At 73.1% G+C, this 24,392-nt stretch carries 24 protein-coding genes and 1 pseudogene; 12 read left to right on the top strand and 13 right to left on the bottom strand.

The features are described 5' to 3' along the window. The first annotated feature begins 138 nt into the window (after positions 1-138). From FM076_RS29055 to FM076_RS29045, 3 genes are read left to right on the top strand one after another with little or no spacing between them, the layout of a single operon-like run. Positions 139-999 (top strand): SDR family NAD(P)-dependent oxidoreductase, encoded by an 861-nt coding sequence (locus FM076_RS29055; protein ID WP_173875085.1) that lies wholly within the window; start codon positions 139-141, stop codon positions 997-999. 8 nt (positions 1,000-1,007) lie between these two features. Further along, positions 1,008-1,898 (top strand): DMT family transporter, encoded by an 891-nt coding sequence (locus FM076_RS29050; protein ID WP_173873822.1) that lies wholly within the window; start codon positions 1,008-1,010, stop codon positions 1,896-1,898. Further along, a complete protein-coding gene (locus FM076_RS29045; RefSeq protein WP_173873821.1) occupies positions 1,895-2,695 on the top strand; it encodes a polysaccharide deacetylase family protein in 801 nt (266 codons plus the stop codon). Before FM076_RS29050 ends, FM076_RS29045 begins: the two co-directional genes overlap by 4 nt. Positions 2,696-2,719: 24 nt before the next feature. Here FM076_RS29045 and FM076_RS29040 read toward each other — a convergent pair whose 3' ends face one another. Then, on the bottom strand, positions 2,720-4,198 hold the full coding sequence (locus tag FM076_RS29040) for an FGGY-family carbohydrate kinase (RefSeq protein ID WP_173873820.1): 1,479 nt from the start codon (positions 4,196-4,198) through the stop codon (positions 2,720-2,722). A 409-nt stretch (positions 4,199-4,607) separates the two neighbouring features. Between FM076_RS29040 and FM076_RS29035 the strand changes: the two genes are divergently transcribed. The 3 genes from FM076_RS29035 to FM076_RS29025 all read left to right on the top strand — a co-directional run bounded on the left by FM076_RS29035 (position 4,608) and on the right by FM076_RS29025 (position 6,438). Further along, positions 4,608-4,973, top strand: coding sequence for a hypothetical protein (locus FM076_RS29035; RefSeq protein ID WP_173873819.1), 366 nt, complete (start codon positions 4,608-4,610; stop codon positions 4,971-4,973). 243 nt (positions 4,974-5,216) lie between these two features. Further along, positions 5,217-6,062, top strand: a complete 846-nt coding sequence (locus FM076_RS29030; protein ID WP_173873818.1) for a SigB/SigF/SigG family RNA polymerase sigma factor — start codon at positions 5,217-5,219, stop codon at positions 6,060-6,062. Positions 6,063-6,165: 103 nt separating this feature from the next. After that, entirely contained in the window at positions 6,166-6,438 is a 273-nt protein-coding gene (locus tag FM076_RS29025; protein ID WP_173873817.1) for a DUF5133 domain-containing protein, read from the top strand. Positions 6,439-6,536: 98 nt separating this feature from the next. On the opposite strand, the gene FM076_RS29020 is transcribed toward FM076_RS29025, so the two are convergent. From FM076_RS29020 to FM076_RS29000, 5 genes are all read right to left on the bottom strand, one after another. Next, complete coding sequence (locus FM076_RS29020) at positions 6,537-7,247, bottom strand: type 1 glutamine amidotransferase (RefSeq protein ID WP_345945308.1); 711 nt, start codon at positions 7,245-7,247, stop codon at positions 6,537-6,539. Between the two features lie 183 nt (positions 7,248-7,430). Beyond that, entirely contained in the window at positions 7,431-7,766 is a 336-nt protein-coding gene (locus tag FM076_RS29015; protein WP_173873816.1) for a hypothetical protein, read from the bottom strand. A 114-nt stretch (positions 7,767-7,880) separates the two neighbouring features. Continuing rightward, entirely contained in the window at positions 7,881-8,144 is a 264-nt protein-coding gene (locus FM076_RS29010) for a hypothetical protein (protein WP_173873815.1), read from the bottom strand. Between the two features lie 88 nt (positions 8,145-8,232). Further along, positions 8,233-8,739: a MarR family winged helix-turn-helix transcriptional regulator gene (locus tag FM076_RS29005; protein ID WP_173873814.1), complete on the bottom strand. Its 507-nt coding sequence runs from the start codon at positions 8,737-8,739 to the stop codon at positions 8,233-8,235. A 532-nt stretch (positions 8,740-9,271) separates the two neighbouring features. After that, positions 9,272-9,874, bottom strand: coding sequence for a hypothetical protein (locus FM076_RS29000; RefSeq protein WP_173873813.1), 603 nt, complete (start codon positions 9,872-9,874; stop codon positions 9,272-9,274). A gap of 357 nt (positions 9,875-10,231) precedes the next feature. Between FM076_RS29000 and FM076_RS28995 the strand changes: the two genes are divergently transcribed. After that, on the top strand, positions 10,232-10,681 hold the full coding sequence (locus tag FM076_RS28995) for a cold-shock protein (protein WP_173873812.1): 450 nt from the start codon (positions 10,232-10,234) through the stop codon (positions 10,679-10,681). A 179-nt stretch (positions 10,682-10,860) separates the two neighbouring features. On the opposite strand, the gene FM076_RS35140 is transcribed toward FM076_RS28995, so the two are convergent. The 4 genes and pseudogenes from FM076_RS35140 to FM076_RS28975 form a co-directional block, all read right to left on the bottom strand. Then, positions 10,861-11,397, bottom strand: a complete 537-nt coding sequence (locus FM076_RS35140) for a GNAT family N-acetyltransferase (protein ID WP_173875083.1) — start codon at positions 11,395-11,397, stop codon at positions 10,861-10,863. Between the two features lie 654 nt (positions 11,398-12,051). After that, positions 12,052-12,588 (bottom strand): annotated as a pseudogene (locus FM076_RS35135) (SAM-dependent methyltransferase); the annotation flags it as partial. 310 nt (positions 12,589-12,898) lie between these two features. Further along, positions 12,899-13,576 (bottom strand): LysM peptidoglycan-binding domain-containing protein, encoded by a 678-nt coding sequence (locus tag FM076_RS28980; RefSeq protein ID WP_173873811.1) that lies wholly within the window; start codon positions 13,574-13,576, stop codon positions 12,899-12,901. 252 nt (positions 13,577-13,828) lie between these two features. After that, complete coding sequence (locus tag FM076_RS28975) at positions 13,829-14,806, bottom strand: MerR family DNA-binding transcriptional regulator (protein ID WP_173873810.1); 978 nt, start codon at positions 14,804-14,806, stop codon at positions 13,829-13,831. Positions 14,807-15,177: 371 nt separating this feature from the next. On the opposite strand from FM076_RS28975, the gene FM076_RS28970 reads away from it, so the two are divergent. The 5 genes from FM076_RS28970 to FM076_RS28950 all read left to right on the top strand — a co-directional run bounded on the left by FM076_RS28970 (position 15,178) and on the right by FM076_RS28950 (position 20,314). After that, the gene (locus FM076_RS28970) at positions 15,178-15,939 is read left to right on the top strand and encodes a DeoR/GlpR family DNA-binding transcription regulator (RefSeq protein WP_173873809.1); all 762 of its coding nucleotides are present in this window, start codon (positions 15,178-15,180) and stop codon (positions 15,937-15,939) included. Between the two features lie 169 nt (positions 15,940-16,108). Next, on the top strand, positions 16,109-17,503 hold the full coding sequence (locus tag FM076_RS28965; RefSeq protein WP_173873808.1) for an ABC transporter substrate-binding protein: 1,395 nt from the start codon (positions 16,109-16,111) through the stop codon (positions 17,501-17,503). Beyond that, on the top strand, positions 17,500-18,471 hold the full coding sequence (locus FM076_RS28960) for a carbohydrate ABC transporter permease (RefSeq protein WP_173873807.1): 972 nt from the start codon (positions 17,500-17,502) through the stop codon (positions 18,469-18,471). The genes FM076_RS28965 and FM076_RS28960 overlap by 4 nt, the downstream gene beginning before the upstream one ends. Further along, positions 18,468-19,328, top strand: a complete 861-nt coding sequence (locus FM076_RS28955; protein ID WP_173873806.1) for a carbohydrate ABC transporter permease — start codon at positions 18,468-18,470, stop codon at positions 19,326-19,328. Before FM076_RS28960 ends, FM076_RS28955 begins: the two co-directional genes overlap by 4 nt. Next, a complete protein-coding gene (locus tag FM076_RS28950) occupies positions 19,325-20,314 on the top strand; it encodes a zinc-dependent alcohol dehydrogenase family protein (RefSeq protein WP_173873805.1) in 990 nt (329 codons plus the stop codon). The genes FM076_RS28955 and FM076_RS28950 overlap by 4 nt, the downstream gene beginning before the upstream one ends. Before the next feature lie 56 nt (positions 20,315-20,370). Here the strand turns inward: FM076_RS28950 and FM076_RS28945 are convergent, their stop codons facing one another. From FM076_RS28945 to FM076_RS28935, 3 genes are all read right to left on the bottom strand, one after another. After that, a complete protein-coding gene (locus FM076_RS28945) occupies positions 20,371-22,407 on the bottom strand; it encodes a CocE/NonD family hydrolase (RefSeq protein WP_173873804.1) in 2,037 nt (678 codons plus the stop codon). A 41-nt stretch (positions 22,408-22,448) separates the two neighbouring features. After that, positions 22,449-23,726: an ATP-grasp domain-containing protein gene (locus FM076_RS28940; protein WP_173875082.1), complete on the bottom strand. Its 1,278-nt coding sequence runs from the start codon at positions 23,724-23,726 to the stop codon at positions 22,449-22,451. A gap of 231 nt (positions 23,727-23,957) precedes the next feature. Next, positions 23,958-24,392 (bottom strand): MOSC domain-containing protein (locus FM076_RS28935; RefSeq protein WP_173873803.1); only part of this gene is annotated, 435 nt, incomplete at its 5' end.

Here is a 24,392-nt window from a genome sequence, read left to right as displayed (position 1 = left end):
CCCGACCGCCGCCCGGCACACTCCCTCCTCCCCACGGACCCCTCCGCCAGGTACCGGCCGCCCGCCACCGGTGCCGCCCCCGCCACCGGCACGGCCGCCGCCACTGTCGCCGCCCGCTCGGCGGACCCGGCCCGGACCATGGCCGGCGCCCCCCTCTCCCCCGCCGGCACCCCGCGCCGCCGGGAGGACCCGCGTGGCCCGGCCGGGCAGGCGTCCGCTCCCCGCCCGGGGCCGGAGGACGGAGGGCGCGGTCGTCGTCCGGTGGCTCTTGTGACGGGCGCGTCGTCCGGGATCGGAGCGGCCGTCGCCGAGCGGCTGGCCGCCGAAGGGGGCTGGCGGCTGCTGCTGAACGGCCGGGACGAACGCCGCCTCGCCCAGGTCGCGACCCGCACGGGCGGGGTGCCGCTGGCGGCGGACCTGTCCGACGCTCGGGCGCGCGAGCGGCTGGCCGAAGAGGCACTGGCGCACAGCGGACGGGTGGACGCACTGGTGGCGGGGGCCGGGATCGGGTGGGCCGGGACGTTCGCGGCGATGCCGGCCGAGGACATCGACGACGTGCTGGCGGTCAACCTGAACGCGACGCTGCACCTGGTGCGGCTCCTGCTGCCCGGGATGGTGGACCGGCGCTGCGGGCGGGTGGTGCTGATCGGTTCCATGGCGGGCAGCGTGGGGGTCCGCGGGGAGGCCGTGTACGCGGCCACCAAGGCGGGACTCACCGCGTTCGCCGACAGCCTGCGCTACGAGCTGGCCCCCAGCCGGGTGCGGGTCTCGATGGTGCTGCCGGGGGTGGTCGACACGCCGTTCTTCCAGCGGCGCGGCGCCCCCTACCACCGCGACCGGCCCCGGCCCGTACCGCCCGACGACGTGGCCGAGGCCGTCTTCCGGGCGCTGCGCACCGGCCGCCCCAACGCCTATGTGCCGTCCTGGATGGCGGTGCCCGCGTGGTTGCACGGGGCGGTGCCCGGTCTCTTCCGGTCGCTCGCCCAGCGGTTCGGGTAGGCCCGCGGGTGCTGTGGACGGCGGTCTCCATCGTGCTGGCGCTGCTCGCGGCGCTGGGCAACGCCGCCGCCTCGGTGCTGCAACGCCGGGCCGCGGCCGTGGAGGGCCCGGGACCTTCGGGACGGCGGCTGTCGTGGCTGCCGCATCTGCTGCGCCGCCCGGTGTGGCTGTGGGGGGCGGCCACCCTGGTGCTGTCGGGGGTGTGCCAGGCGGGGGCGCTGGCGACGGGGCCGCTGGCCGTGGTGCAGCCGGTGATGACGACGGAACTGCTGTTCACGCTGATGCTCGGCAGTCTCGTCTTCCGGCAGCGGGCCGGGGGCCGGGCGTGGGGCGCGTTCGTGGCGATGGTGGTGGGGCTGGCGGCGCTGCTGGCGCTGGTGTGGCCCTCGGGGGGCGAGGCGGCGGTGCCCCAGGAGCGCTGGCTGGTGGCGGCTCCCCTGGTGGCCGCGCTGGTCGCGCTGCTGGTCGTGGTGGCCTTCCGGCTGCCCTCGGCTCCCCGGGCGACCGTCCTGGGGTCGGCGACGGCGGTGCTGTTCGGTGTGACGGCCGCGCTGATGAAGGACGCCATCTCGCGGCTCGCCGACGACGGGCTGGTGCGGCTGCTGACGGCGTGGCAGACCTACGGCGTGGTGGTCGCCGGTCTTGCGGGGTTCCTGCTGCTCCAGCTGACACTCCACGCCGGCACGCTGGTGGCCTCTCAGCCGGCGCTCACGCTGGGTGACGCGTTCTTGAGCGTGGTGCTGGGGGCGGCGCTGTTCGACGAACGGCTCGCGCTGGGCTGGCGGGTGGTGCCGGAGCTGGTCGCGCTGGGCCTGATCGGTGTGGGCAGCGTGCAACTGGCCAGGTCCCCGGCCGTGGCAGGGGGCCAGGACGACGACGAGGAGGCGGACAGGTGGTGAACCACCGGCGTGCCCTCACCACGGCCGCGGCGCCCGCCGCCGCGGCGGCGGCCTGCCACATCCTGCCCGCCGCGACGTGGCTGCCCGGCGTACGGGCGACGCTCTTCCCCTCGCTGGACGGACGCGGCAGCCCGGACCATGTGGCGCTGACCTTCGACGACGGACCCGACGCCCGCTCCACCCCGTACTTCCTGCGGGAGCTGGACCGGCTGGACGCCCGGGCCACCTTCTTCGTGCAAGGCGCCGCGGTACGGCGGCACCCCGCCCTCGTCCGGGCGATGGCCGCGGAGGGGCACGAGCTGGCGGTGCACTGCTGGGAGCACCGGCCGCCGTGGCTGCCCCGGCCGGTGGCCGACCGGGCGGACCTGTCGCGCGCGGTGCGGGTGGTCCGGGAGACGTCGGGTACCGCTCCGCGCTGGTACCGGCCGCCCTACGGGGTGCTCACCGCGACCCGCTGGCTGGCCGCCCGCCGGCTGGGGCTGCGTCCTGTGCTGTGGACGGCCTGGGGCCGGGACTGGCGGGCGGGCGCCGACGCGGCGAGCGTCCTCGTCCACCTGCGCGAGCGGCTCGCCGGCGGCGCCACCGTCCTGCTGCACGACAGCGACCGCAACAGCGCACCCGGTTCCTGGCGGGTGACCCTCTCCGCGCTCCCCGTGCTGGTCTCCTGGTGCCGCGAGGCGGGCTGGCGGGTCGGTCCGCTGTCCGAGCACGGCGTGGCCGGCCTTGTACCGGCCGCCCGTCGACTGGGCGCGGGAGACGCCGTACGGGACCGCATGCGGGACCTGATGGACCCCTGAGGTGTGGGCCGGATGGTGCCCTGCTCAGCGTTCCTGCCGGGCCGCGAGGGCGTGGGTCACCCGCGCCGTCGCCGGGTAGAGCGCGCGGTAGAGGTCGTACAGCTCCTCGTACCGCTCGGTGGCGTCCGGGCTGGGGGTGACGGTGTGCCGCACGGGGTTCCAGGCGTCGATGGAGGCGTCCGTGACCAGTTGCGCCGCGAGCAGGGCCCCGCCGTAGGAGGCGCCGATGGAGGTGGTCCGCAGTTCCTGCGGTCTGCCGGTGACATCGGAGACGATCCGCGTCCACAGGCCGCCCTGGGTGCCGCCGCCCACGGCGACGACCCGGCGGATGTCGCCGCCGGCGGCCTCCAGCGCCTCGATGTTGTGCCGGACCGCGTAGGCGGTCGCCTCCAGCGCGGCCCGGTACAGGTCGCCGCGGGTGTGGGAGAGGGAGAGGCCCGCGAGGACGCCGCGGGCCCGCGGGTCCATGACGGGGGTGCGCTCCCCCGCGAAGTACGGCAGCATCAGCAGGCCGTTGGCGCCGGGTCCGGACTTCTCGGCCAGCCGCAGCAGTTCGGCGTAGTCGGGGTCGCCGAACAACTCGCGCAGCCAGCCGGTGACGGCGCCGGAGGTGGCCATGCCGCCGGCGAGGTTGCGGGTGCCGGGCAGGGCGCCGACGGTGCTCCACAGCGCGGGGTCGGTGAGCAGTCCGGGCACGGTGTGGATGAGGAACATCGTCGTGCCGTACATCAGCATGAGGTCGCCCACCTGGTGGGCGCCGACGCTCACCGCCTCGGCCCAGGCGTCGACGGTGCCGGTGATGACGGGGATACCCGCGGGCAGTCCGGTCCGCCGGGCGGCCTCGGCCATGACGGTGCCGGCGGCTTCGCCGGACCAGCGCAGCGGCGGGAGTTCGATGCCGGGGGCGATCCGCTCGGCCCAGGGCGCGTACCACTGCAGTGCGTTGGTGTCGTAGAGCGGGGTGGTCTGGCTGGCCGAGTGGTGGTCCAGGACGTAGGCGCCGGTGAGCTTGCGGACCAGCCAGGAGCTGGGCATGTAGAGGCGGCGGGCGCGGGCGAACAGGCCGGGTTCCTCGTCGGCGATCCAGGCGATCTTCGCTCCGGCGGCCTGGCTGGTCAGGTCGCAGCCGCAGCGCCGGCGGATCTCCTCGGTGCCCAGCTCCTCGTTGAGGCGGGCGATCTGGGCGACGGAGCGGGTGTCGACGCCGTAGAGGACGGCCGGGCGCAGGGGCGTGTCGTCGGCGTCGGTGAGCAGGACGCAGGGACCCATGCCGCTGAGGCCGACGGCCACCACCGCGGCGTCCCCGGGAGCGGTCAACTCCCGGGACAGCGAGACGAACTCGTCCCACCAGACATCGGCGTCCATCTCCACGTGCCCGGGCGCCGGCCTCTCGACGGTGTGCTCGCGGACCGCGGAGCGCAGCAGTGTGCCGTCCAGCCCGACCAGGACGCCCTTGCTGCTGGACGTGCCGATGTCCACTCCCAGCACCGCGTTGAGTGACATGGGCGGCAGGCTGGCAGAAATCGATTTCAGCGTCAACGGCCTCCTCTACCGGACAACTCGTGACATATCCGCCAAGCGTCCGGAGAACGTCCCTGCGCTCCGGCTGGATGCGGAAGCACCCGCCCGGCCTCGGCCCGCCGCCCGCGCGGGCCGGCAACTCGGTCGCGCGGGGAGGCGGCCCGCACCGGCACGGCCGGCCTTCCGGCGGGCCGTCGTGAGGCGTGAGGTGTGAGGTGTGAGGCGTGCGAGGAGATCCCCGGCCCCCGGAGCCACTGGGCCCCGGAGGCGGACGCCTGCGCGCATTCCCCCGTCACCATCCGTCAAGCGCTGCCTGGTTTTTCCGGACCTCGCCCGGGGAGGGAGGAAGCGCACGTTCCCGATATATCGCCCATACGACCGAGGAGAAGCCATGACACCTCCGCCACCCGAGACCGCCCGCACACCCCGGGCCGCCCGTCGGGCCGCCGCGCTCGCGGCGACGGCACTGCTGCTGTCCGTACCAGCCCTCGCGACGGCCACCACCGCCTCGGCCGCGGCCACCCCGCCCGGTTTCAGCTGCCACACAGGCAAGCACGCGAACGACAGCCGAACCGGCTACGCGCGGTGCCGGAACAACAGCAGGACGACGCAGACGTTCTGGGTCCACCTGGTGTGCGGCTTGTCCCGCGACGTGGACGGCGAGCGCGTCACACTGCGGCCCGGCCGCTCGGGGAAGTCCACGGCCCACTGCGCCGCCCTGGGCACCGGCATCGGCAGGATCGAGGTACGTCCCTGAGACAGCTCCGCGGCGGAGGGCGGGCGGCGGCGTTGACGCGCCGGCCGGCTCCCGTCGCGGAGAAAAACAACGTCACCCGGGTTTAGTGCCCACGGCGCCGGTTAGACGAGACGCCGAGTGCTTGGGAGTACAGGCACATCCGCGGGAGGGACCGCACGACAGGTCCCCCGGGTGTGTCCACCCGGGCCCCCGTTCCTCCCGCGGTCGGTACACGTGTCAGCGAGACCGGGAGGAGCCGAATCGATGGGCACCGTACGGTACCGCCCCCAGCGAGCACGCCACACACACGACGACGCCCCCGACACCACCGAGGATTTCCAGCGTCTTGCCGCCCTCCCGGAGGGGCCGGAACGGGAAGAGCTGTGCAACCGTCTCGTCGAGGCCTGGCTGCCCATGGCACACCGCCTGGCGGCCAAGTACCGCAGCCGCGGTGAGAGCCTCGAAGACCTCGAACAGGTCGCGGCGCTCGGCCTGGTCAAGGCCGTCAACCGCTACGACCCGTCCCAGGGCACCCCGTTCGTGCCGTTCGCCGTCCCCACCATCACCGGCGAGATCCGCCGCCACTTCCGCGACCACACCTGGGATGTCCACGTTCCCCGCCGGGTCCAGGAGCTGCGCAACAAGGTCCGCACGGCGATCCGGGAGCTGAGCACCACCGCGGACGACCGCACGCCCTCCGCCGAGCGGATCGCCGAGCACACCGGGCTGTCCCTGGAGGACGTGGAGGCCGGGCTGGAGGCGATCGGCAGCTTCCGGTCGCTGTCACTGGACGCCTCGGCCGGGGACAGCGACGACGGCTTCTCCCTCGCCGACACCTTCGGCGCGAACGAGCCCGACTACGACACCGTCGTGGCCAAGGAGGCCGTCAAGCCCTGCCTGCGCGCCCTGCCGGAACGCCAGCGCCGGGTGCTGTACATGCGCTACTTCCGCGACATGACGCAGTCCCGCATCGGCAAGGAGCTGGGCATCTCCCAGATGCACGTCTCCCGCCTGCTGAGCAAGAGCGTCGAGCACGTCCGCCGGCAGGTCGAACACGACCGCCGTCCGGCCCGGCCGCGGTGCGCGGGTGCGGGTGCGGTCCGCGCCTAGGCGCCCCCGCCGCCGCGGCTGCCGGGTGACGCGCCGGGCCGCGGCCCAGGGAAACACCGCAGCTTGGAAACAGGGCAGCTTTGTGAAAGGAACACGATCCAGCATGCTGATGGCCCACCCCGCCGTTCTCCGCGACCTCGTCGCCCAGTACGAGACGCTCAGCGTCCTGCACGCCGAGGACGGCTCCCCCGAGAGCCGGCAGCGGCTCAACGACATCGCCTACACCCTCTGCGTCGCCACCGGGACCCGCGACGTCGACGCGGCGCTGATCGCCGCCCGGCACCAGCTCCCCGGCGCCCGGGTGGAGGACGACTCCCTGCTGGCAGAGGCCCCGGCCACCGCCGGGGCGCCGACGGCCCCGGCAGCGGAGGCGTGAGCGGCCGACAACACGCCGGCGCGGCCCGGGACGTCCCGGCCCACGGCGGCAGCGGACGGGTGCGGCCGGTCCTCGTGAGGAGGGCCGGCCGCACCCGTTCACGGCGCCGCCTCCCGCACCGACGCGGCGAAGCGGTGGGCGAGTCCGCGCCAGACCGGGGTGGCGGAGCGGGCGTCCCGGCTCGCCCTCCGGTACAGCCCGGCCGGGTCGAGACCGTGCTCGGCGAGGCGTACCGGGTCCCAGTCGCGCAGCCTCTCCGGCGCCGTCTCCGGGTGGAACTGCACGCCCCACGCCCGCTCGCCCACCCGGAACGCCTGGTACCGGCAGCGCTCGCTCTCGGCCAGCCAGACCGCGCCGGGTGGCAGCCGGGTGATGGCGTCGACGTGCCGCTCGATCGCGGTCACCCGCCCGGGCAGCGGGCCGAAGAGCGGGTCGTCCGCCGCCTCCTCGCGCACCGTCACGGGCGTGCTGCCCAGCTCCGGAGTGCCGTGCCCCGCGGTGACCTCCCCGCCCGCGACATGGGCCAGCAGCTGCCCTCCCAGACAGATGCCGAACACCGGCTTGTCCTCCCCGAGCGCCTGCGCCACCAGCTCACGGGTCGGCGCCAGCCAGGGGGCGCGCTCGTCGTCGTCCGGCATGAAACCGCCGCCGAGCACGACGACGGCCTGGTGCGTCAGACGCGCGGGCAGCGGGTCCGGCTCGTACGCGCGGACCACGTCGACGGCGACACCGGCTTCCTCCAGCCAGCCGCCGAAGCGCCCCGGTCCGCCCCGGGCCGTGTTCTGCACCACCAGTGCTCGCGCCGCCACGCGCCGCCCTCCCCGCCGTCATCGGGGCCTCGCCCCGCCCGGTAACCCCGTTCCGCCGCCGTCCATTGTCGGGGCGCCCGGTCGCCGTGTCCCGACACAGCACGGCACGGTACGGAAAAAGCCGGGCGGGCCGTGAACAGCCCGCCCGGCCTGCGGCCGTGGACGGCGTCGGGGGGAGCGGTGTCAGATCCGGCCGCGGGTCAGCCGGGTGAGCGGCCCCGTCCTCCTGCGGGCGGTCGTACGCCCCAGGGCGAACGCGCCCGCCAGCAGGGCGAGCAGCCCACCACCGGCACCGGCGGCGACCTTCTTGCGCTCCTTGACGGCGGTCAGCCCGGCCGTGGCCATCGTGCCCGCCGTCGAGGTCACGGCGACGAGGGTGTCCTTGGCGGCCTCGCTCCCGCGCCGAGCGGCCTCTCCCGCCGAGCCCGCGGCCTCACCCGCCTTGGTGGCAGTCCTGGCACCCGCCGTGGCTGCCTTCTTCGCACCGTTGTCCTTCGCGTTCTTCACAGGATCAGCCATGGACGGCGGGTAGCCGCGTGAGCGACCGCCAAACCCGGGACGGCGTCGAGACGTCGAGGCATCGAGGCGTCGAGGCGTCGAGGCGTCGAGGCGTCGAGGGCACGGAAGCGGGCGTCAGCCGCCGTACATCCCGCGGAAGAAGAGGAACCCGATCAGCATGCCGCAGACCAGCCCCGCTATGGAGACGCCTATCGCGGTGGAGGCGAGCCGCTCCTGTTTGGACTTGGCGACCAGACCGCAGATGAGGCCCGCGATACCGAAGCCCGGCGGGCAGAAGAGGAACGCGATGGCGCCGAGCACGATACCCACGATGCTCAGGGTGTTGGAGTCGCTCGCGGGCGGACCCGGCTGCTGGTACGGCGGTCCCGGATAAGACACTGCTCCCCCTCGAAAATCGCCTGTCGTCACCCTAAGGAGTGAGCGCGGGGTGTGAACAGCCCCACGGCGCCGGGGGAACAGCCAGTGGTCAGGCGGGTCTGAGGGCCGTGTCAGCGGTCGACGCCCCGGAAGGGGACCCGCTGCCGCCCTCCGCGTCGACGAAACCGCGCAGCCCTTTGAGCAGGGCCTCCCGCTCCCGGGGCCGCATCGCCGCGAGGATCTCCAGCAGGGCCTCCTCCCGCTGCTCGCGCAGATCCCGCAGATAGGCACGGCCGCGCCGGGTCAGCCGCAGTTCCAGTTCCCTCCTGCTGGTGGGGCTGGGCGAACGCTCCACGAACCCGATCGCCTCCAGCCGGTCGCACAGCCTGCTCACCGATGAGGGCGCGGAACCGAGCGCCTCGCCCAGCGCCCGCAGGTTCATGCCCTCGTCACGGTCGACGCAGTACATGACACGCAACTGGGAGGGAGAGACAGGCGCGGAGGACACGGCGTTCCGGCCGCGCTCCCACAGCACCTCCAGCAGCTCGATGACCTCGCCCGCCCGCTGTGCGGTGTCGCGGGCGGGACGTGCGGGAGGGGGAGGGTTCACACCCATATCAGTACCACTCCAAAACGGCGGGCGGCACAGTCCGCGCGAGGCCCTGCACCTGTCTCTCCTCTGCGTTCCAGTCTCCGCGGGGGCGGTGGGCGGCGGCCGTCTTCCCCTGCACGGCCTGTCCCCGACCACCCCGTATGCCCGGTCAGCCACGGGTCATGCCACCGGCGGCGCCCGTTCACCGGGACAGGAGAACACCGGAGAAGGAGGAAGCGGAGAGGGAGGGGCCGAAGAGTCGCCGAGGGAAAAGTGGATGAAAGGGAGAAAAAGCAGGACAGGGACGTGCTGACCGGGCACGGGAGGGAGGCAGGGCGGCGCCGGAATGGGCGGCGAGGTTACGCGGGGGGGTACGGACCCGGGCGTGGGGCGGGGGCCGGGCGGCGGACCGGTGCCACCGCGCGGCCCTCAGCCACGCGCACCCATCAGCTCGCACCCGCCCCTCAGCCGACACGCGCCCGTCAGCTCACGCGCGGCCCTCGGCTCGCACCCGCGCCCTCTGCCCACACGCAGCTGTCGGCTCGAGCCCGGGCCCTCAGCTCACGCGCGGGCGCACGGTGCCGGTGGCCCGGCGCGGGGCGGGGGCGGTGAGGGCGCTCGCCCGCGCGTTGAGCAGCGAGTCGAACAGCGCACGGCCCTCCACCAGGGCGGCGCGCATCTCCTCCGTGCTGAAGCCGCCGGCGACGCGGCCCGCCTCGTGGACGCGCCGGTAGCCGTGGACGCGCCGGGCGTGGTGCACCGAGAGAGCGGCGGCCCGCTCCTCGAACGGCACGTCGGCGGGGTAACCCCGCTCGACGGCCAGCCGTGTCAGCAGGTCCTCCGCCCTGCTCAGCGCCCGCTGCGGCGCGTCGGCGAAGTCCTCCTGCACCGCGGCCCACTGGTCGAGATAGCGCTCGCGCGTGTTCCGGTCAAGCGGCAGGACCGCGAGAGCGCCGTAGCGCTTGAGCCGCGTCCGCAGTTCGCGGACGGCCGCCCTGGCGTCTCCCTGGTGCCGGGCCAGGGCGCGGTCGTACTCGGGGCCGAAGCGCCGGCTGAGCCCCTGCCCGTCGCGCGCCGCCTCCTGCCGGCTGCGGAACGCGAGGCCGGTCGACACCGCCAGGACCACGACGAGACCGACGACGAACAGAATGGTGACCATGTGCGCCTTCTCCCCGCTCCCGTGCCCGTCGGCACGCGGAAGCCGTACATCAAAAAAGGGGGACCGGCTCGTTTGCAGCGACCCGGTATCCGGGCGCCTGCCCGCTTCCCGCACCCCCAAACCTGCTGCGAAAAAATCACCGTCACGACCGGTGGCCCGCATCAACGCATGAGCCCGGCCGACAATCTGACGCTACGTCACCTCCCGTGCGGATCGCTGCTTTTCACCAGCGCGCCACGGCGGGCGCGTCGCCGGGCGCCGGACTCCGCTTCTCCGTCCCCCGCACCCCGCGCCCGGTCGCTAAGATCCACAGGAGGTGTCCGGGCAAGGGGCCCGGGGATGGCGGTTGGGGTGGACATGGTTGCTGGCCGAGTCGTCCGGTTCGACGGTGCGCGGGGTTACGGGTTCATCGCTCCGGACCACGGGGGCGAGGACGTCTTCCTGCACGCGAACGACCTGATGATCCCGGAGTCCTACGTGCACACCGGCGTCGCGGTCGAGTTCGAGATCGAGGACGGCGACCGCGGCCTGAAGGCGTCCTCGGTCCGGCTGCTGCACCCTCCCGAGCCCGCATCCCCGTTCGAGGCGGCGCCCCCCGCCAAGGGCCGCGCCCCTCACGGACCGGGTGCCGCCCGGGCGGACGACGGCGAGGAGCCGCTGTGCGACGTGCTCAGCGTCTCCGAGTACACCCGGGCGGTGACGGAACTGCTGCTGGAGGCCGCACCGGGGCTGACCGGCACCCAGATCCTCGACATCCGCCGCCGCCTGGTGCAGTTCGGCAAGCGGCACGGCTGGGCCGAGGACTGAGCCGGCCGCCGAACGGCGCACCGGCCGGGACGCCCGCCGGGACGCCGCCGTGCCCGGAGGGGCTTTCTCCTCCGGGCACGGCGGCGCTGTGTCACCTCCGGTTCACGCTCCGGCACACCACCGGGCGACTGCCGCCGCGGGCCGCCGGACGCGCCCTCTGTCCTCCCGCGGTCACCGCCTCAGATGCCGAACGCGGCCGGGTACCGGATGACGCCGGAGGGGACGGGGCCCGCGTCCTCGTCCAGGGTGAGCGCCATCATCGCCTCGTCCGGCACCTCGACCGGCGCCCGGACACCGAACCGGGAGGCCGGGCGGAAGCCGAACCTCGGGTAGTACTCCGGGTGGCCGAGTACGAGCACCAGGTTCTCGCCCCGGCCCCGCGCGGCGTCGAGCGCGGCGTGGATCGCCGCCGCACCGGCGCCCGTCCGCTGGAAGGCGGGAAGCACCGCGCACGGCCCCAGGGTCAGCGCCGGGTACCCGTCCACATGGCACCGGGTGAGCAGCGCGTAGCCGGCGAGGGTGCCGTCGGGGGCCTCGGCGAGCAGGGAGAGGCCGTCGATCCACGCCTCGGGGTCGGCACGCAGCGCCTCGACGATCCCGGCCTCCAGCGAGGTGGGGAAGGCGGCCAGGTTGATCCGCCGGATCGCGGCGGCGTCCTCGGCCGAGCCGGGCGCCTCGGGCCGGGTCCGCCAGGTACGGGCCTGCGGGGTACGCACAGCGCCGGGGATTCCGGTACCACCGCCGGCCTCCCCGCCCCGGCTGTCCGCGCCCTGCCGCACCTTCCGGCCGTCCGGAACGCTCCGGCTGCCACAGCCCTCCGGGCCTTTCCCGGTGTTTCCACCGCCCTGGCCGTTCTCACCTCCCTGGCCGTTCTCACCTCCCTGGCCGTTCTCACCGCCCTGGCCGTTCTCACCGCCCTGGCCGTCTTGGCCGTCTTGACTGTTCTGACGATTCTGGTCGTTCTGGCCGCCTTGGTCATTCTGGCGGTTCCAGCTGTCCCGGTCGTTCTCGCTGTTCATGGTGGTTCCGTTCCGGGAAGCGCCCTGGGGCGCGGAAGAAGCGGGGGCGGGGCGGCGGTCGCCGGACGGCGCTACGGGGGCGCGCTCCGGCGGGTCGCACGGCCGCAGGACGTAACCCGCGTAGCGGTAGCCGGCACCGTGCTCGCGCCGCGCGCGGATCTCCTCGCGCAGTTCGGCCAGGGCCTCGGCCATGCCGGGAGGTGTGGCGTCGGCGGTGGGGAGGCGCGCGCCGGGCGGCGTGCAGTACTCGTCCCACCAGTCGGAGTCGGGCAACGGCCAGTGCGCGGTGACCCGGTAGCCGGCGGGCTCGGCCGCCACGGTGTTCTCCTGTCGCCTGCGGAGCGGATACCACGCGTCCCAGAAGGCCCGTGCCTGCTTGGAGGGCGTCGGGGTGGTCCACTCGCACTCGGTGACGACGAGCACTCCCCCCGGTGCGAGCAGGCGGCGCCAGGAGCGCAGCGCGGTGCCGAAACCGATGGTGAAGACCGAGCCCTCGGCCCAGATGACGTCGAAGCTCCCGTCGGGGAAGGGCGACGCGTCCAGCGAGCGGCGGAGCGTGGTGACGCGCCCGTCCAGTCCCTGGGCCACGGCCGCGGCCGCGAGTTCGTCCAGGAAGGGCTGGTGCAGGTCGACGCCCGTGACGAAGGCGTCACCGGGAGGCGAAGCGGCCAGTGTCAGCGCGGAGCGGCCGGGGCCGCAGCCGGCGTCGAGCACCCGCGCCCGCGCGGGCAGCGGCCCGGCCGGCTCCAGCAGGTGCCGGGTTCCGGCGTCGGAGCCGGGGCCCTGGCGGGGCAGGCCGCGGTGCAGGGTGATGAAGGCGGCGGTGACGGGGTCGCCGGTGACGGGGTTCGTGGCGTCACCGGGGGAATCTGTCGAAGACTGTGACAACGGGATGACCCTTGCGATGAGGGGTCCCGGTGCTGTGGCGGGCTGACGCGCCCAGGCAGGTGGTTCAGGCGAGGGCTCGAGCCCGGTGCAGGACCGGGTCCCGGGAGACGAGGACAGTCCGGATGCCGCGCGTGGCGGCCGTCTGCACGGCGACCATCAACTCATCTCCTCCACTTCGCACTTGGTCGGTGACCCCGTCGGCCACCGTCGCGCACACGGTAACACGGCCTTCTGACGCCGGAGCCGTGGCCTCCGGGACCCTGCCCCGGGGGGGCGGCGGCGATGTCAGTACCAGCCGTGCGCGGCGGTGTCAGTACCAGCCGTGCGCGTTGTGGTGGGCGAGCGCGGCCTGCCAGGACCCGTACCGGTCCTTGACGTAGCGCTCCGCGCCGGCGTGCTGCTCGGCTACGGTGCCCCTGCCCCAGGGCTGGTCGGTCTGGAACAGCCCGTGGTACTTGCCGTTCTGGGCGGTGGGGTTGCCGCTGGACTCCCGGCGGATGATCTCCGCCTTGGCGGCGCTCTCCGCCGTCGAGGAGGCGGACTCCGGCTGGGTCCGGGGCTGGGGGGCCTGCCGGCTCTCTGGGGCGGCCTCCTGCTGCGGTGCCTGGGGAGCCTGCTGGGCCTGGGGGGCGGTCTCCTGTTCGGCCGGTGGCGGGGTCGCCGGGGCCGGGGGGGCCGGAGGCTGTGGAGCACTCGCTTCGTCGAGTTCGAGGTGCTGGCCCGGGTAGATCCGGTCCGGATCGGCGAGGCTGTTCCGTTCGGCCAACTCCTGCCAGGTGGTGCCGTGGCGCTGCGCGACCTCCGAGAGGGTGTCGCCGGGCTGCACCTCGTACCCGGGAGTGCTCTGCGGCTGCGCTGCCTTCGCGTGCGGAAGGGAGTGCGTGTGCGTGTCCGCGGACTGCGCCTCCTGCGCGAAGGCCGGGGCGGCCGGCACGGCTACCGCGGCCGCCGTGAGGACGCCGAAGGTGGCGATCTTGGTCTTACGCATCTGAATCAAGTCCTTACCGTCGAGTCCGGAGACTCTCTGTTGGGGTCAGAGGAAAGCCCGTCAGGGCGGTAGCAAACTCCCTCGGGCCCGTTCCGGACTGACGATCCGTTCGGCTTGGCTGATCTTTCACCCGGGCAGAGGTACCGGGCGTCCCCGTTGGGCGGTACCCGGACCGGACGCGGGTCGCCGAGCCGTCGGGACGGGGGCGGAACCCGGGTTCCGCCCCCGTCCTCCTCCCCTCCCCCGCCGCCGCTAGAGCGGGTGGGCGCGGAGCCAGTCGAGGACCTGGGCGGCGTGCTGGTCGGGTGGGAAGACGGGGTAGAAGACGTGCTCGACGGCGGCGTCGCGGGCGATCAGGGTGAGACGGCGGTAGAAGACGCGGCCGTCCGCTTCGAAGGTGGGGAGCTTCAGGACGGCGGCCAGCGTCAGCGCCGGGTCGGAGAGCACGGTGAAGGGCAGGTGCAGCCGGTCCACGACTTCGCGCTGGTAGGGGCTGGGCTGGCTGGAGAGGCCGTGGACGCGGTTGGCTCCGGCTGCGAGCAGGTCCGCGTGGTGGTCGCGGAATCCGCAGGCCTCGGGGGTGCAGCCGCGCGCTCCGGGGATGGTGTCCCAGCCGGTGGGCAGGTCGCGGTCGGGACGGCCGGTGAGGGGGTAGATGTACAGGACGGTGCGCCCCGGGCCGAGCCGGTCGAGTGCCACCAGGCCCCCCGAGGTGTCCGGCAGTTCGAGGTGCGGCAGGGGGGTGCCCGGCAGGTGGTCGGCGGCGCCGTCGTCCTCGGGAACGGGAAGTCCGGCCGGCAGCCGTGTCAGGTCGTCGTCCATGGGGTGTCCTTCCCCGCCTCGGGGCGGTGGTGGTGCGGTGGTCGTATCGGTGCGGGAGCGGTGGGCGGCCGCGCGCAGGTGCGCGACCAGGGTGGCGCGGCGCGCGGTGAGGCTTGCGATGCGTGCGGTCAGATCGTCGATGGCCCGCTGGTACCCGGCCAGTGAGGCCGGGCAGTCGTCGGCGTGCCGTTCGCCGGCTGCCAGGCAGTCCACGAACGGGCGGGTGGCCTCCACGGGGATGCCCAGCCGGCTGAGCGAGGCGATCTCCCGTGCGACGCGTACGGCGTGGGCGTCGTAGTCCCGGTAGCCGTTCGGCAGCCGGGCCGGGGACAGCAGCCCCAGCGACTCGTAGTAGCGCAGTGCCTTGACGGTCACCCCCGCGCTGCGGGCCAGCTCACCGATCCTCATCCGCCCCTCCTCGTGCTCACAGCGGGACGCTAAACCCTGACCCGGGGGGCAGGGTCAAGGCTCAGGCGCCCGTTCGGTCCAGCGGGCGGCGAACGGGCGCGGGCGGGCCGAACGGGCGGCAAACGGGCCGGTTCAGTACCGGGAACGGGCAGGGCGTGGTGGCGGCTACGGCGCGGTTCCGCTGGTGTGCGGGCAGACGCGGGCGCGGTGAGGCGGGCGGAAACAGTCAGGATCTGTTTCCCTGGAAGGCTGGTCGTACCTGGTCAGCGCCCTGTAGAACTCTGGTCACGGGTAAAGCCGGGCACGAACGGGCAGCCCTGTGACCGAACGGAGCCGGACATGGAAGTCCGGCGGAGGGGAACGAACGAGCCATGAGCGCGGCGGAGCGGCAGCGGCAGATCGTCGGTACGGCGCGGCGGCTCGGTTCCGTCGAAGTGGCCCGCCTCGCCGAGGACCTCGGCGTCGCGAAGGAGACGGTGCGCCGCGATCTGCGGGTGCTGGAGCAGCACGGGCTGCTGCGCCGCACCCACGGCGGGGCGTATCCGGTCGAGAGCGCGGGCTTCGAGACGACGCTCGCCTTCCGCACCACCATGCACGTGCCGGAGAAGCGGCGGATCGCCGCCGCGGCCGTGGAACTGCTCGGTGACGCCGAGACGGTCTTCATCGACGAGGGCTTCACCCCACAGCTCATCGCCGAGGCGCTGCCGACCGACCGCGCGCTGACCGTCGTGACCGCCTCGCTGCCGGTGGCCAACACGCTCGCCACCGCCGGGGACTTCACCGTGCTGCTGCTGGGCGGGCGCGTGCGGGGCGGCACGCTGGCGACCGTCGAGCACTGGACGACGAAGATGCTCGCCGGTTTCGTCCTCGACCTGGCGTTCGTCGGGGCCAACGGGATCTCGCGGGAACACGGGCTCACCACCCCGGACCCCGCCGTCAGCGAGGTGAAGGCACAGGCGATGCGGGCCGCGCGGCGGCGGGTCTTCGTGGGGCTGCACACCAAGTTCGGCGCCGCCAGCTTCTGCCGCTTCGGCGAGGTGGGTGACTTCGAGACCCTGGTCACCTCGACCGGTCTGTCCGCACAGGAGGCGCAGCGCTACGCGTTGCAGGGGCCGCAGGTGATCCGGGTCTGACGCCACCGCGTCCCTCTTCCCCGCACCCCTCTCCCCCCTCCTCCCCCGCAGCCCCGGTGCGCCCGGCCGCTGCGCGGGCCACCCGGCCCGCACCACCCCTCCCCTACGGGGCAGGCAGCCGCCCCGCCGCCTGCCACCCCCTCCCATGACGATTCGCCAGGAGTTTCCCATGCGCCGTCGGAGCAGACAGCTCAGCCGGATACCCCGACCACCACGCCCCGCCCGGGCGGCCGTAGCGACCGCGACGGCCGGGGTGCTGCTCACGTTGCCCGCCTGCGCGGGAGCCGGGGCGCTCGGCCAGGGAGGGGACACCATCAACGTCCTCATGGTGAACAACCCGCAGATGATGGAGCTGCGGAAGCTCACCGCCGAGCACTTCACCAAGGAGACCGGCATCAAGGTCAACTTCACGGTGCTCCCGGAGAACGACGTCCGTGACAAGATCGGTCAGGACTTCGCCAACCAGGCCGGCCAGTACGACGTGGCCACGGTCAGCAACTACGAGACGCCGATCTTCGCCAAGAACGAGTGGCTGCGTCCGCTCGACCCCTACACGCGCAAGGACAAGGGGTTCGACCAGAAGGACATCCTGCCGTCGGTGCGCGAGTCGCTCAGCGGTGAGGACGGCAAGGTCTACGCACAGCCGTTCTACGGCGAGTCGTCCTTCCTGATGTACCGCAAGGACGTCTTCGCCGAGAAGAGCCTGGAGATGCCGAAGCGGCCCACCTGGCCGCAGGTCGCCCGGCTCGCCGCCGAGGCGGACGGCGCGGAGCGCGGGATGAAGGGGATCTGCCTGCGCGGACTGCCCGGCTGGGGCGAGCTGATCGCGCCGCTGACGACGGTGGTCAACACCTTCGGCGGGACCTGGTTCGACAAGGACTGGAAGGCCCGGCTGGACGACCCCGCGTTCAAGAAGGCGACGAAGTTCTATGTCGACCTGGTCCGCAAGCACGGCGAGTCCGGTGCCGCCCAGTCCGGGTACGCCGAGTGCCTCAACAACATGACCCAGGGCAAGACGGCCATGTGGTACGACGCGACCGCGGGCGCGGGCTCCCTCGAAGGGGACAAGTCCAAGGTCAAGGGCAAGATCGGCTATGTGCCCGCGCCGACGCTGAAGACCCCCAGCTCGGGCTGGCTCTACTCGTGGGCGTGGGGCATCCAGAAGGCGAGCCGCAACCCCGACAAGGCGTGGAAGTTCATCTCCTGGGCGTCCGGCAAGGAGTACGAGCGGCTGGTCGGCAAGAAGTTCGGCTGGGCCAACGTGCCGGCGGGCAAGCGGGCCTCGACCTACGAGCTGCCCGAGTACAAGAAGGCCGCCGGGGCCTTCCACGAGGTGACCCGCCAGGCCATCACCAAGGCCAGGCCGCGTGACCCGGGAGTGCAGCCGCGGCCGACGATCGGCATCCAGTTCGTGGACATCCCCGAGTTCGCCGACCTGGGCACCAAGGTCTCCCAGGAGATCAGCGCGGCCATCGCCGGCCGCCAGTCCGTGGAGACGGCGCTGAGCAAGGCACAGAAGCTGGCCGAAGAGGTCTCCGAGGAGTACGAGGGGAGAGGCCGATGAGCACCCCGACCATCCCGGCGGCCGGCCCGCGGGAGAAGAAGGAAGCGCCGCAGCCGCGGAAGACGACCGCCGGCACCGGGCCCTCGAACCGGCTGCGGGCCTGGGTGACCCGGGCGCCGCTGCTGCCCGCCCTGGTGTTCATGATCGTCGTCACCCAGCTGCCGTTCGTGGCCACGCTGGTGATCTCGCTCTTCGACTGGAACGCGCTCTATCCTCAGGCGCGCGCCTTCTCCGGCTTCGAGAACTACGCCGAAGTGCTGAGCGACTCCGAGCTGCGCGACTCGGTGCTCACGACCGCGGTGCTGACCGCCGTGGTCGTGCTGGCCAGCCTGGTGTTCGGCCTGCTGCTGGCGCTGCTGCTCGACCGCGGCTTCCGCGGCCGCGGGCTGGTGCGCACCCTGCTGATCGCCCCGTTCCTGCTGGTGCCGGTGGCGGCGGCGCTGCTGTGGAAGCACGTGCTCTACAACCCGGAGTACGGGCTGCTCAACGGCATGCTCACCTGGCTGTTCGGGGAGAAGGCGCCGCAGCCCGACTGGGTGGCCGAGATGCCGCTGGGCGCGGTCGAGGTGGCGCTGATCTGGCAGTGGACGCCGTTCATGATGCTGATCCTGCTCGCCGGGCTTCAGAGCCGTTCCACCGACGCGCTGGAGGCCGCCCGCATCGACGGGGCGAGCGCCTGGCAGATCTTCCGCTATCTGACCCTGCCGCATCTGCGCCGCTACCTGGAGCTGGGAACACTGCTGGGGTCGATCTACATCGTGCAGAACTTCGACGCCGTCTTCACCATCACCTCCGGCGGCCTGGGCACGGCCAACCTGCCGTACACCATCTACCAGACCTTCTACCAGGGGCACGAGTACGGACTGGCGTCGGCGGCCGGCGTGCTGGTGGTGCTCGGCTCCCTCGTCATCGCCACCCTCGCCCTGCGGGTGGTCTCGTCCCTCTTCCGTGAGGAGGCCCGCGCATGAGCACGGCTGCCGCGGTCACCGCTCCCCGGAGCGTCCGCAGAAGAAACGCCCTCCTGGGGCTGGTGGCGTGGGTGTGCGCGGTGGTGTTCGTGCTGCCCATCGCCTGGATGGTGCTCACCTCCCTGCACTCGGAGTCGGACGCGGCGACCAACCCGCCGTCGCTGGGCGCCTCCCTGACACTGGACGGCTACCGGGAGTTCTTCGGCACGGACGGGGGCGGCGCCGGTCCCTGGCCGGCGCTGGCCAACTCGGCGACCGCCTCGGTGGTCTCCACGCTGTTCGTGCTGCTGCTGGCGCTGCCGGCCGCCTACGCCCTGTCCATCCGGCCGGTGCGCAAGTGGACCGACGTGCTGTTCTTCTTCCTCTCGACGAAGATGCTGCCGGTCGTGGCCGGGCTGCTGCCCCTCTACCTGTTCGCCAAGAACACCGGGCTGCTGGACAACATCTGGCTGCTCATCATCCTCTACACCTCGATGAACCTGCCGATCGCGGTGTGGATGATGCAGTCCTTCCTCGCCGAGGTGCCCACCGCGCTGATCGAGGCGGCACAGCTGGACGGGGCCCGGCTGCCCACCATCCTGTCCCGGGTGGTCGCCCCCGTGGCCGCGCCCGGGATCGCCGCCACCGCGTTGATCTGCTTCATCTTCTCCTGGAACGAGATGCTCTTCGCGCGGGTGCTGACCGGGGTCGTCGCGCAGACGGCGCCGGTCTTCCTGACCGGCTTCATCACCAGCCAGGGCCTGTTCCTGGCGAAGGTGTGCGCCGCGTCCCTCGTGATCTCCCTGCCGGTGCTCGCCGCGGGGTTCGCCGCCCAGGACAAGCTGGTCCAGGGCCTGTCGCTAGGAGCTGTGAAATGAAGGCCGCACTCGTCGAGTCCGTGGGGAAGGTCTCCCTGACGGAGGTCCCCGACCCCACGCCAGGACCCCGCGAGGTGGTGGTGAAGGTCGCGGCGTGCGGGCTGTGCGGCACGGACCTGCACATCCTCCAGGGCGAGTTCGCGCCCACCCTGCCGGTGGTGCCCGGACACGAGTTCGCCGGGGAGGTGGTGGCGCTCGGCACCGGGGTGACCGAGCTGTCCGAGGGCGACCGGGTGGCCGTCGACCCGTCCCTGTACTGCTACGAGTGCCGCTACTGCCGCACCGGTCACAACAACATGTGCGAGCGGTGGGCGGCGATCGGGGTGACCCGCGCGGGCGGCGCCGCCGAGTACGCCGTGGCGCCGGTCGCCAACTGTGTGAAGCTGCCCGAGCACGTGCGCACCCAGGACGCGGCGCTCATCGAGCCGCTGTCGTGCGCGGTGCGCGGCTACGACGTCCTCAAGAGCCAGCTGGGCTCCCACGTCCTGATCTACGGCTCGGGGACGATGGGGCTGATGATGCTGGAGCTGGCCAAGCGCACCGGCGCGGCCAGTGTGGACGTGCTCGACCTCAACCCCGAGCGGCTGGCCACCGCGCGGCAGCTGGGATGCAGCGGCGCCGCCGCGAGCGCCGAGGAGCTGGAGAGGCCCGGCGGCTGGGACCTGGTGGTGGACGCGACGGGCAACGCGGCCGCCATCCAGGACGGGCTCGGCCGCGTCGCCAAGGCCGGCACGTTCCTCCAGTTCGGCGTCGCCGACTACGCGACGCGGGCCACCATCGATCCCTACCGGATCTACAACCAGGAGATCACCATCACCGGGTCCATGGCCGTGCTGCACAGCTACGAGCGGGCCGCCGAGCTGTTCGCGGGCGGCATCCTCGACCCGGAGGTGTTCATCTCGGACCGGCTTCCGCTGGCCTCCTACCCCGAGGCTCTGGACCGGTTCGCCGCGGGCAAGGGCCGGAAGATCGTCGTCGTGCCCTGACCCGCCACCGGAGCGTAATCCCCCGGCGCTCCGGCACCCGTGCCCCGGGACCCGCCCTAGAGGTGGTCCCGGGGCACGGTCTCGTTCCAGGTGCGGGAGAAGACGCGGTCGCCGCCCTCGTAGGCGTCGAGTGTCGCGTGCACGTGGAAGTCCCGCTCGGTGCAGGTCAGCACCGTGCGCGTGACCGCCCGGGCCTCCCAGTCGGCGCGCCGGAACGTCATGGTCCAGGTGGACTCGCCGCCGACGGAGGTGAAGTCGTCGGCGACCGCCGTGTACCGCTCGTAGGCGCGCCTGCCCACCTCCAGCCCGATGTGGTCGAGCCGCTCCGTCCCGCGGTCCTTCACGATCTCCAGCTCGTGGTGGTAACCGATCAGATCCCGCTTGACGTCCCAGCGTTCCTCGGGCGGGGTGAGCGCCGTGGTGCTCAGCGGGGGTGCCCCCTCAGGCTCGCCGAACAGGTCGCGCGGCGCCTCCCCCTCCTCGCGCGGGGTGCGCAGCGGCAGGGTGAGGCTGCTGGAGTTCTGGTGGACGCTCAGCAGCACGGGCCGGGGCGGCGGCCAGGCCAGCGGCCAGTACGAGGTGGACAGCGACAGCCGGATCCGGTGACCCGGCGGGAACGCCTGCGCCACCCCGTTGAGCCGCACGGTGGCCCGGTAGCGCCTGCCGGGCTCCAGCGGCTGCGGGGCGTCGGTGCCGTCCCGGTGGGTGAGGTTGAGCAGCCCGTAGGTGATGCGGGTGGCGCTGCCGTCGGGTGCGACGTCGGAGAGGCGCGCGGCGACCTGGGCGACGGGCTCGCTCACGGACAGGTCCAGCTCGACGCTGGGCGATCCGAGGATCTCCACCCGCTCGGTGAGCGGCCCGGTCTCGAAGACCAGGGAGCCGCCGTCCTCCTCGCGCTGGTCGTAGGGCAGGTCCGGGGGCGCGTTGTAGGAGGCCCACTTCCCGGCGAACTGCCCGACCGACAGCGGCGAGCGCACCGTCAGCGCCTCGCCGGGCTCCGCCTCGCTCTCGCCGCCGTCCCGCGCGGGGCCGATGCGGTACTGGGTGAGCGGGTAGGTGACCTCGTTGACGTGCGGCGAGGGCCACTCGGGTTCGACGACCCACCTGCCGGGGCGCTCCTCGTACGCGGTGGACGGGGGCACGCTGTCCTGCATCCAGGCGCTGAGGGTGGGACCGTCCAGCACGCCGTTGTCGGCGCCCTTGAGCCAGTGGTCCCACCAGCGGACGACCTCCTGGAGGTAGCCGATGGCCGGGCCCGGCTGCCCCAGGTGCGGGAACTTGTGCGACCAGGGGCCGATCAGCCCCTTGCGGGGCACGTCCAGGTGGGCGAGCAGCCGGGTGACGGCGTTGGAGTAGCCGTCGGCCCAGCCGCTGGAGGCCAGGACGGGGCAGCGCACTGCCTGGTAGTCCTCGCAGACGGAGGCGTGCCGCCAGTAGTCGTCCCGCCGCTGGTGGCGCAGCCACTCCAGCACCCACGGTTCGGTGTTCTCCAGCCGCTCCCGCCACATGCCGCGCCAGCGGTCGCCGACGACGGCGGGGTCGGGCGGGCAGGTGGCGTAGGCGAACATGGTGCCCGCCTCGGCCAGGTTGTCCGACAGCAGCGTGCCGCCCATGTAGTGCATGTCGTCGGCGTAGCGGTCGTCGGTGAACGAGGCGATGACGAGCGCCCGCAGGCTCTCCGGCTGCCGGGCGGCCACCTGGAGCGCGGCGAAGGCGCCCCAGGAGATGCCCATCATCCCGGTGGTGCCGTCGCACCACGGCTGCTCGGCGAGCCAGGCGAGCACGTCCTCGGCGTCCCGCTGCTCCTGCTCCAGGTACTCGTCCCTGAGCACCCCGTCCGAGTCGCCCGTGCCGCGCAGGTCCACGCGGACGCAGACGTAGCCGTGACCCGCGATGTAGGGGTGGTGGATCGAGTCCCGTACGGCTGTCAGGTCGCGCTGGCGGTAGGGGATGTACTCCAGTACCGCGGGCAGCGGTTCCTGGTCGGTGCAGACGGGACGCCAGACGCGGGCGGAGAGCCGGGTGCCGTCGGGGAGCGGCACGGTGGTCTGCTCTTCCTTCGTCTCGTACGGCAGGTTGTGCACGGTGCGCATGGGCGCTCTCTCAGCTCCTTTCGTCGCGCCGTCGGTGCGCGTCACGCGCGCCGGTCCCCGGGCGCGTCGCTCCCGGGCGGCGCGCCGTGCAGACCGAGGGCCGCGATGGCGCGGTCGTACTTCGCGCGCAGTTCGTCGTCGTCCTCGCCCGCGGTGAAGACATGGGCCAGCTCGTAGCTGTAACTGTCCTGCTGGGACAGGTCGTGCAGCGGCTGCCCCTGGTGCGGGACGACGTCGACGACGACGCCGGGGATCTCCTCCTCGACCTTGGCGATCTCCTCCCGGGAGGGCACCCGCTCGGCCACCCCGTCGGTGAACCAGCGGTGGTACCACTTGGCCGCGCACCGGTAGGGGCCCGCGCGGTGCGGCAGGTGCGGGTCGCGGCCGAAGGCGAGGGAGAGCATGCAGTGGTGGTTGGGCACGCCGTCCACGAAGTGGAACAGCTCGGCGTGCGACTGGGAGTGGCGCGGGTTGATCTCCAGCAGCTTGATCTCGTCCTTGCCCGGATCGTAGAAGAACTCGATGCTGAAGGTGGCCGCGTCCATCCCGATCTGCCGGATCACCCGCTTCGACACCTCGGCCAGCCGGTCCTGGACGGGCTGCGGGAGGCGGCTGGGGTACTGGTGGCGCAGAAAGGAAGAGGAATCGGGGTAGTTGACGGAGTCCAGCACCCCGTAGACGGTGACCTCCCCCTGGTGCGCATACCCCTCGGTGGCGACCTGCAGCCCGGTGAGCCTCTCCTCGGCGAGACAGACCATGCCGCCGACGCCGGCCATCTCCTCGGGCACCTCGACGCGGTCGAGTATGTACTCGAAGGGCTTGCCGACCCGGCTGACGCCCTCGCGGATCCTCGCGACGGCCTCCCGGAACTCCGCGAGGTCCGCCACCCCGTAGGCCAGCTCCGAGGAGTAGGCCAGGGCGGGCTTGACCCACATCGGGAAGCGCACGCCCTCGGGGGGCTCGGGCTCGTCGGCCTCCAGATTGACCCGGCCGAAGCGGGGTATCTCCTCGATGGCCTTCTGCTGCTCCAGCCTGCTCCAGTACTTGTGCTCGCACTTGACCACCGACTCCAGGCTGGTGCTGCGCGTGCCGTACTGCTCGGCCAGGATCGGGATCATGGTGCTGACGGGGAAGTCCCAGTACCCGACGATGGCATCGACCCCGCCGTCGAAGGAGTCCAGGATCGCACGGGCCCGGTCGAGCAGTTCGGGGACAAAGACCTCGTCCTCCTGGAGTTCCTCGGGGCTGAGCAGCGGGTGGAAGCGGTAGCGCTCGGCGTCGGGCACCGCCTCCAGGGTGGCGCGGTTGGCGTCGTCCATGCCGAGGACGAACACGTCGCGGACATCCTCGGCGCCGTGGTGCGGGGCCTTCTCGGTTCCGGCCTGGGCACTGGTGGTGTTCTGGGTTGAGGGCACGGGTCCTCTCCACGTCGGTGTGCGGTCACGCCCCGGGCCCGGCCCGGGAGCCGCCGGAGCCCTGGCCCGACTCCGGCGGCCCGGAGCGGGTAGCCCGGGGAGCGGGAGGGAAACGCACCTGTGCCGGGCGCCGCGTCAGCGCTCCGGGGCGGCCCGGTCGGCCACCTCCACCCCGTCCCCCACGGCGAGCGCCCCGGGCCGCACCACCGAGAACTTGGACCCGAACACGACGCCGCCCCCCTCCGCGCGCCGGTAGCCGGCGAGCGTACGGAGCGGCTCGGGGCCCGCTTTCGTCCCGGTCCTCTGGTCGACGAGGGTCACGGCGCAGCGGACGGCGAGCTTGGTGTAGCCCAGCTCCACCTCGCCCAGCCGCAGGCGCCGCACCCGGTCCTCCGCGTACGGCCGGCCGTCCCAGCCGTCGACCACGATGTTCGGGCGGAACCGGGCCATCGGCAGCGGGGCGGAGCCGCGTTCGGCGAGCCGCGCGTTGAAGTCGTCCAGCGTGGTCCGCGTCAGCAGGTGGACGGCGCTGCTGTCGGCGTAGCGGGACGTGCCGGGCGTCGCCCCGTC

Origin of the sequence: Streptomyces albus subsp. chlorinus, from assembly GCF_013302895.1 — a bacterium.
GTDB classification, from domain to species: domain Bacteria; phylum Actinomycetota; class Actinomycetes; order Streptomycetales; family Streptomycetaceae; genus Streptomyces; species Streptomyces chlorinus.
The sequence above is the reverse complement of the archived record's forward strand: the minus strand, read 5'-3'. Positions and strand labels throughout refer to the sequence as shown.

Excerpts from the sequence above, each read along its gene's own strand:
- FM076_RS29055 (WP_173875085.1), top strand. The coding sequence starts at position 139 with ATGGCCGGCGCCCCCCTCTCCCCCGCCGGCACCCCGCGCCGCCGGGAG.
- FM076_RS29040 (WP_173873820.1), bottom strand. The coding sequence starts at position 4,198 with ATGTCACTCAACGCGGTGCTGGGAGTGGACATCGGCACGTCCAGCAGC.
- FM076_RS29035 (WP_173873819.1), top strand. The coding sequence starts at position 4,608 with ATGACACCTCCGCCACCCGAGACCGCCCGCACACCCCGGGCCGCCCGT.
- FM076_RS29030 (WP_173873818.1), top strand. The coding sequence starts at position 5,217 with ATGGGCACCGTACGGTACCGCCCCCAGCGAGCACGCCACACACACGAC.
- FM076_RS29025 (WP_173873817.1), top strand. The coding sequence starts at position 6,166 with ATGCTGATGGCCCACCCCGCCGTTCTCCGCGACCTCGTCGCCCAGTAC.
- FM076_RS29015 (WP_173873816.1), bottom strand. The coding sequence starts at position 7,766 with ATGGCTGATCCTGTGAAGAACGCGAAGGACAACGGTGCGAAGAAGGCA.
- FM076_RS29005 (WP_173873814.1), bottom strand. The coding sequence starts at position 8,739 with ATGGGTGTGAACCCTCCCCCTCCCGCACGTCCCGCCCGCGACACCGCA.
- FM076_RS29000 (WP_173873813.1), bottom strand. The coding sequence starts at position 9,874 with ATGGTCACCATTCTGTTCGTCGTCGGTCTCGTCGTGGTCCTGGCGGTG.
- FM076_RS28995 (WP_173873812.1), top strand. The coding sequence starts at position 10,232 with ATGGTTGCTGGCCGAGTCGTCCGGTTCGACGGTGCGCGGGGTTACGGG.
- FM076_RS28980 (WP_173873811.1), bottom strand. The coding sequence starts at position 13,576 with ATGCGTAAGACCAAGATCGCCACCTTCGGCGTCCTCACGGCGGCCGCG.
- FM076_RS28975 (WP_173873810.1), bottom strand. The coding sequence starts at position 14,806 with ATGAGGATCGGTGAGCTGGCCCGCAGCGCGGGGGTGACCGTCAAGGCA.
- FM076_RS28970 (WP_173873809.1), top strand. The coding sequence starts at position 15,178 with ATGAGCGCGGCGGAGCGGCAGCGGCAGATCGTCGGTACGGCGCGGCGG.
- FM076_RS28965 (WP_173873808.1), top strand. The coding sequence starts at position 16,109 with ATGCGCCGTCGGAGCAGACAGCTCAGCCGGATACCCCGACCACCACGC.
- FM076_RS28960 (WP_173873807.1), top strand. The coding sequence starts at position 17,500 with ATGAGCACCCCGACCATCCCGGCGGCCGGCCCGCGGGAGAAGAAGGAA.
- FM076_RS28955 (WP_173873806.1), top strand. The coding sequence starts at position 18,468 with ATGAGCACGGCTGCCGCGGTCACCGCTCCCCGGAGCGTCCGCAGAAGA.
- FM076_RS28950 (WP_173873805.1), top strand. The coding sequence starts at position 19,325 with ATGAAGGCCGCACTCGTCGAGTCCGTGGGGAAGGTCTCCCTGACGGAG.
- FM076_RS28945 (WP_173873804.1), bottom strand. The coding sequence starts at position 22,407 with ATGCGCACCGTGCACAACCTGCCGTACGAGACGAAGGAAGAGCAGACC.
- FM076_RS28940 (WP_173875082.1), bottom strand. The coding sequence starts at position 23,726 with ATGGACGACGCCAACCGCGCCACCCTGGAGGCGGTGCCCGACGCCGAG.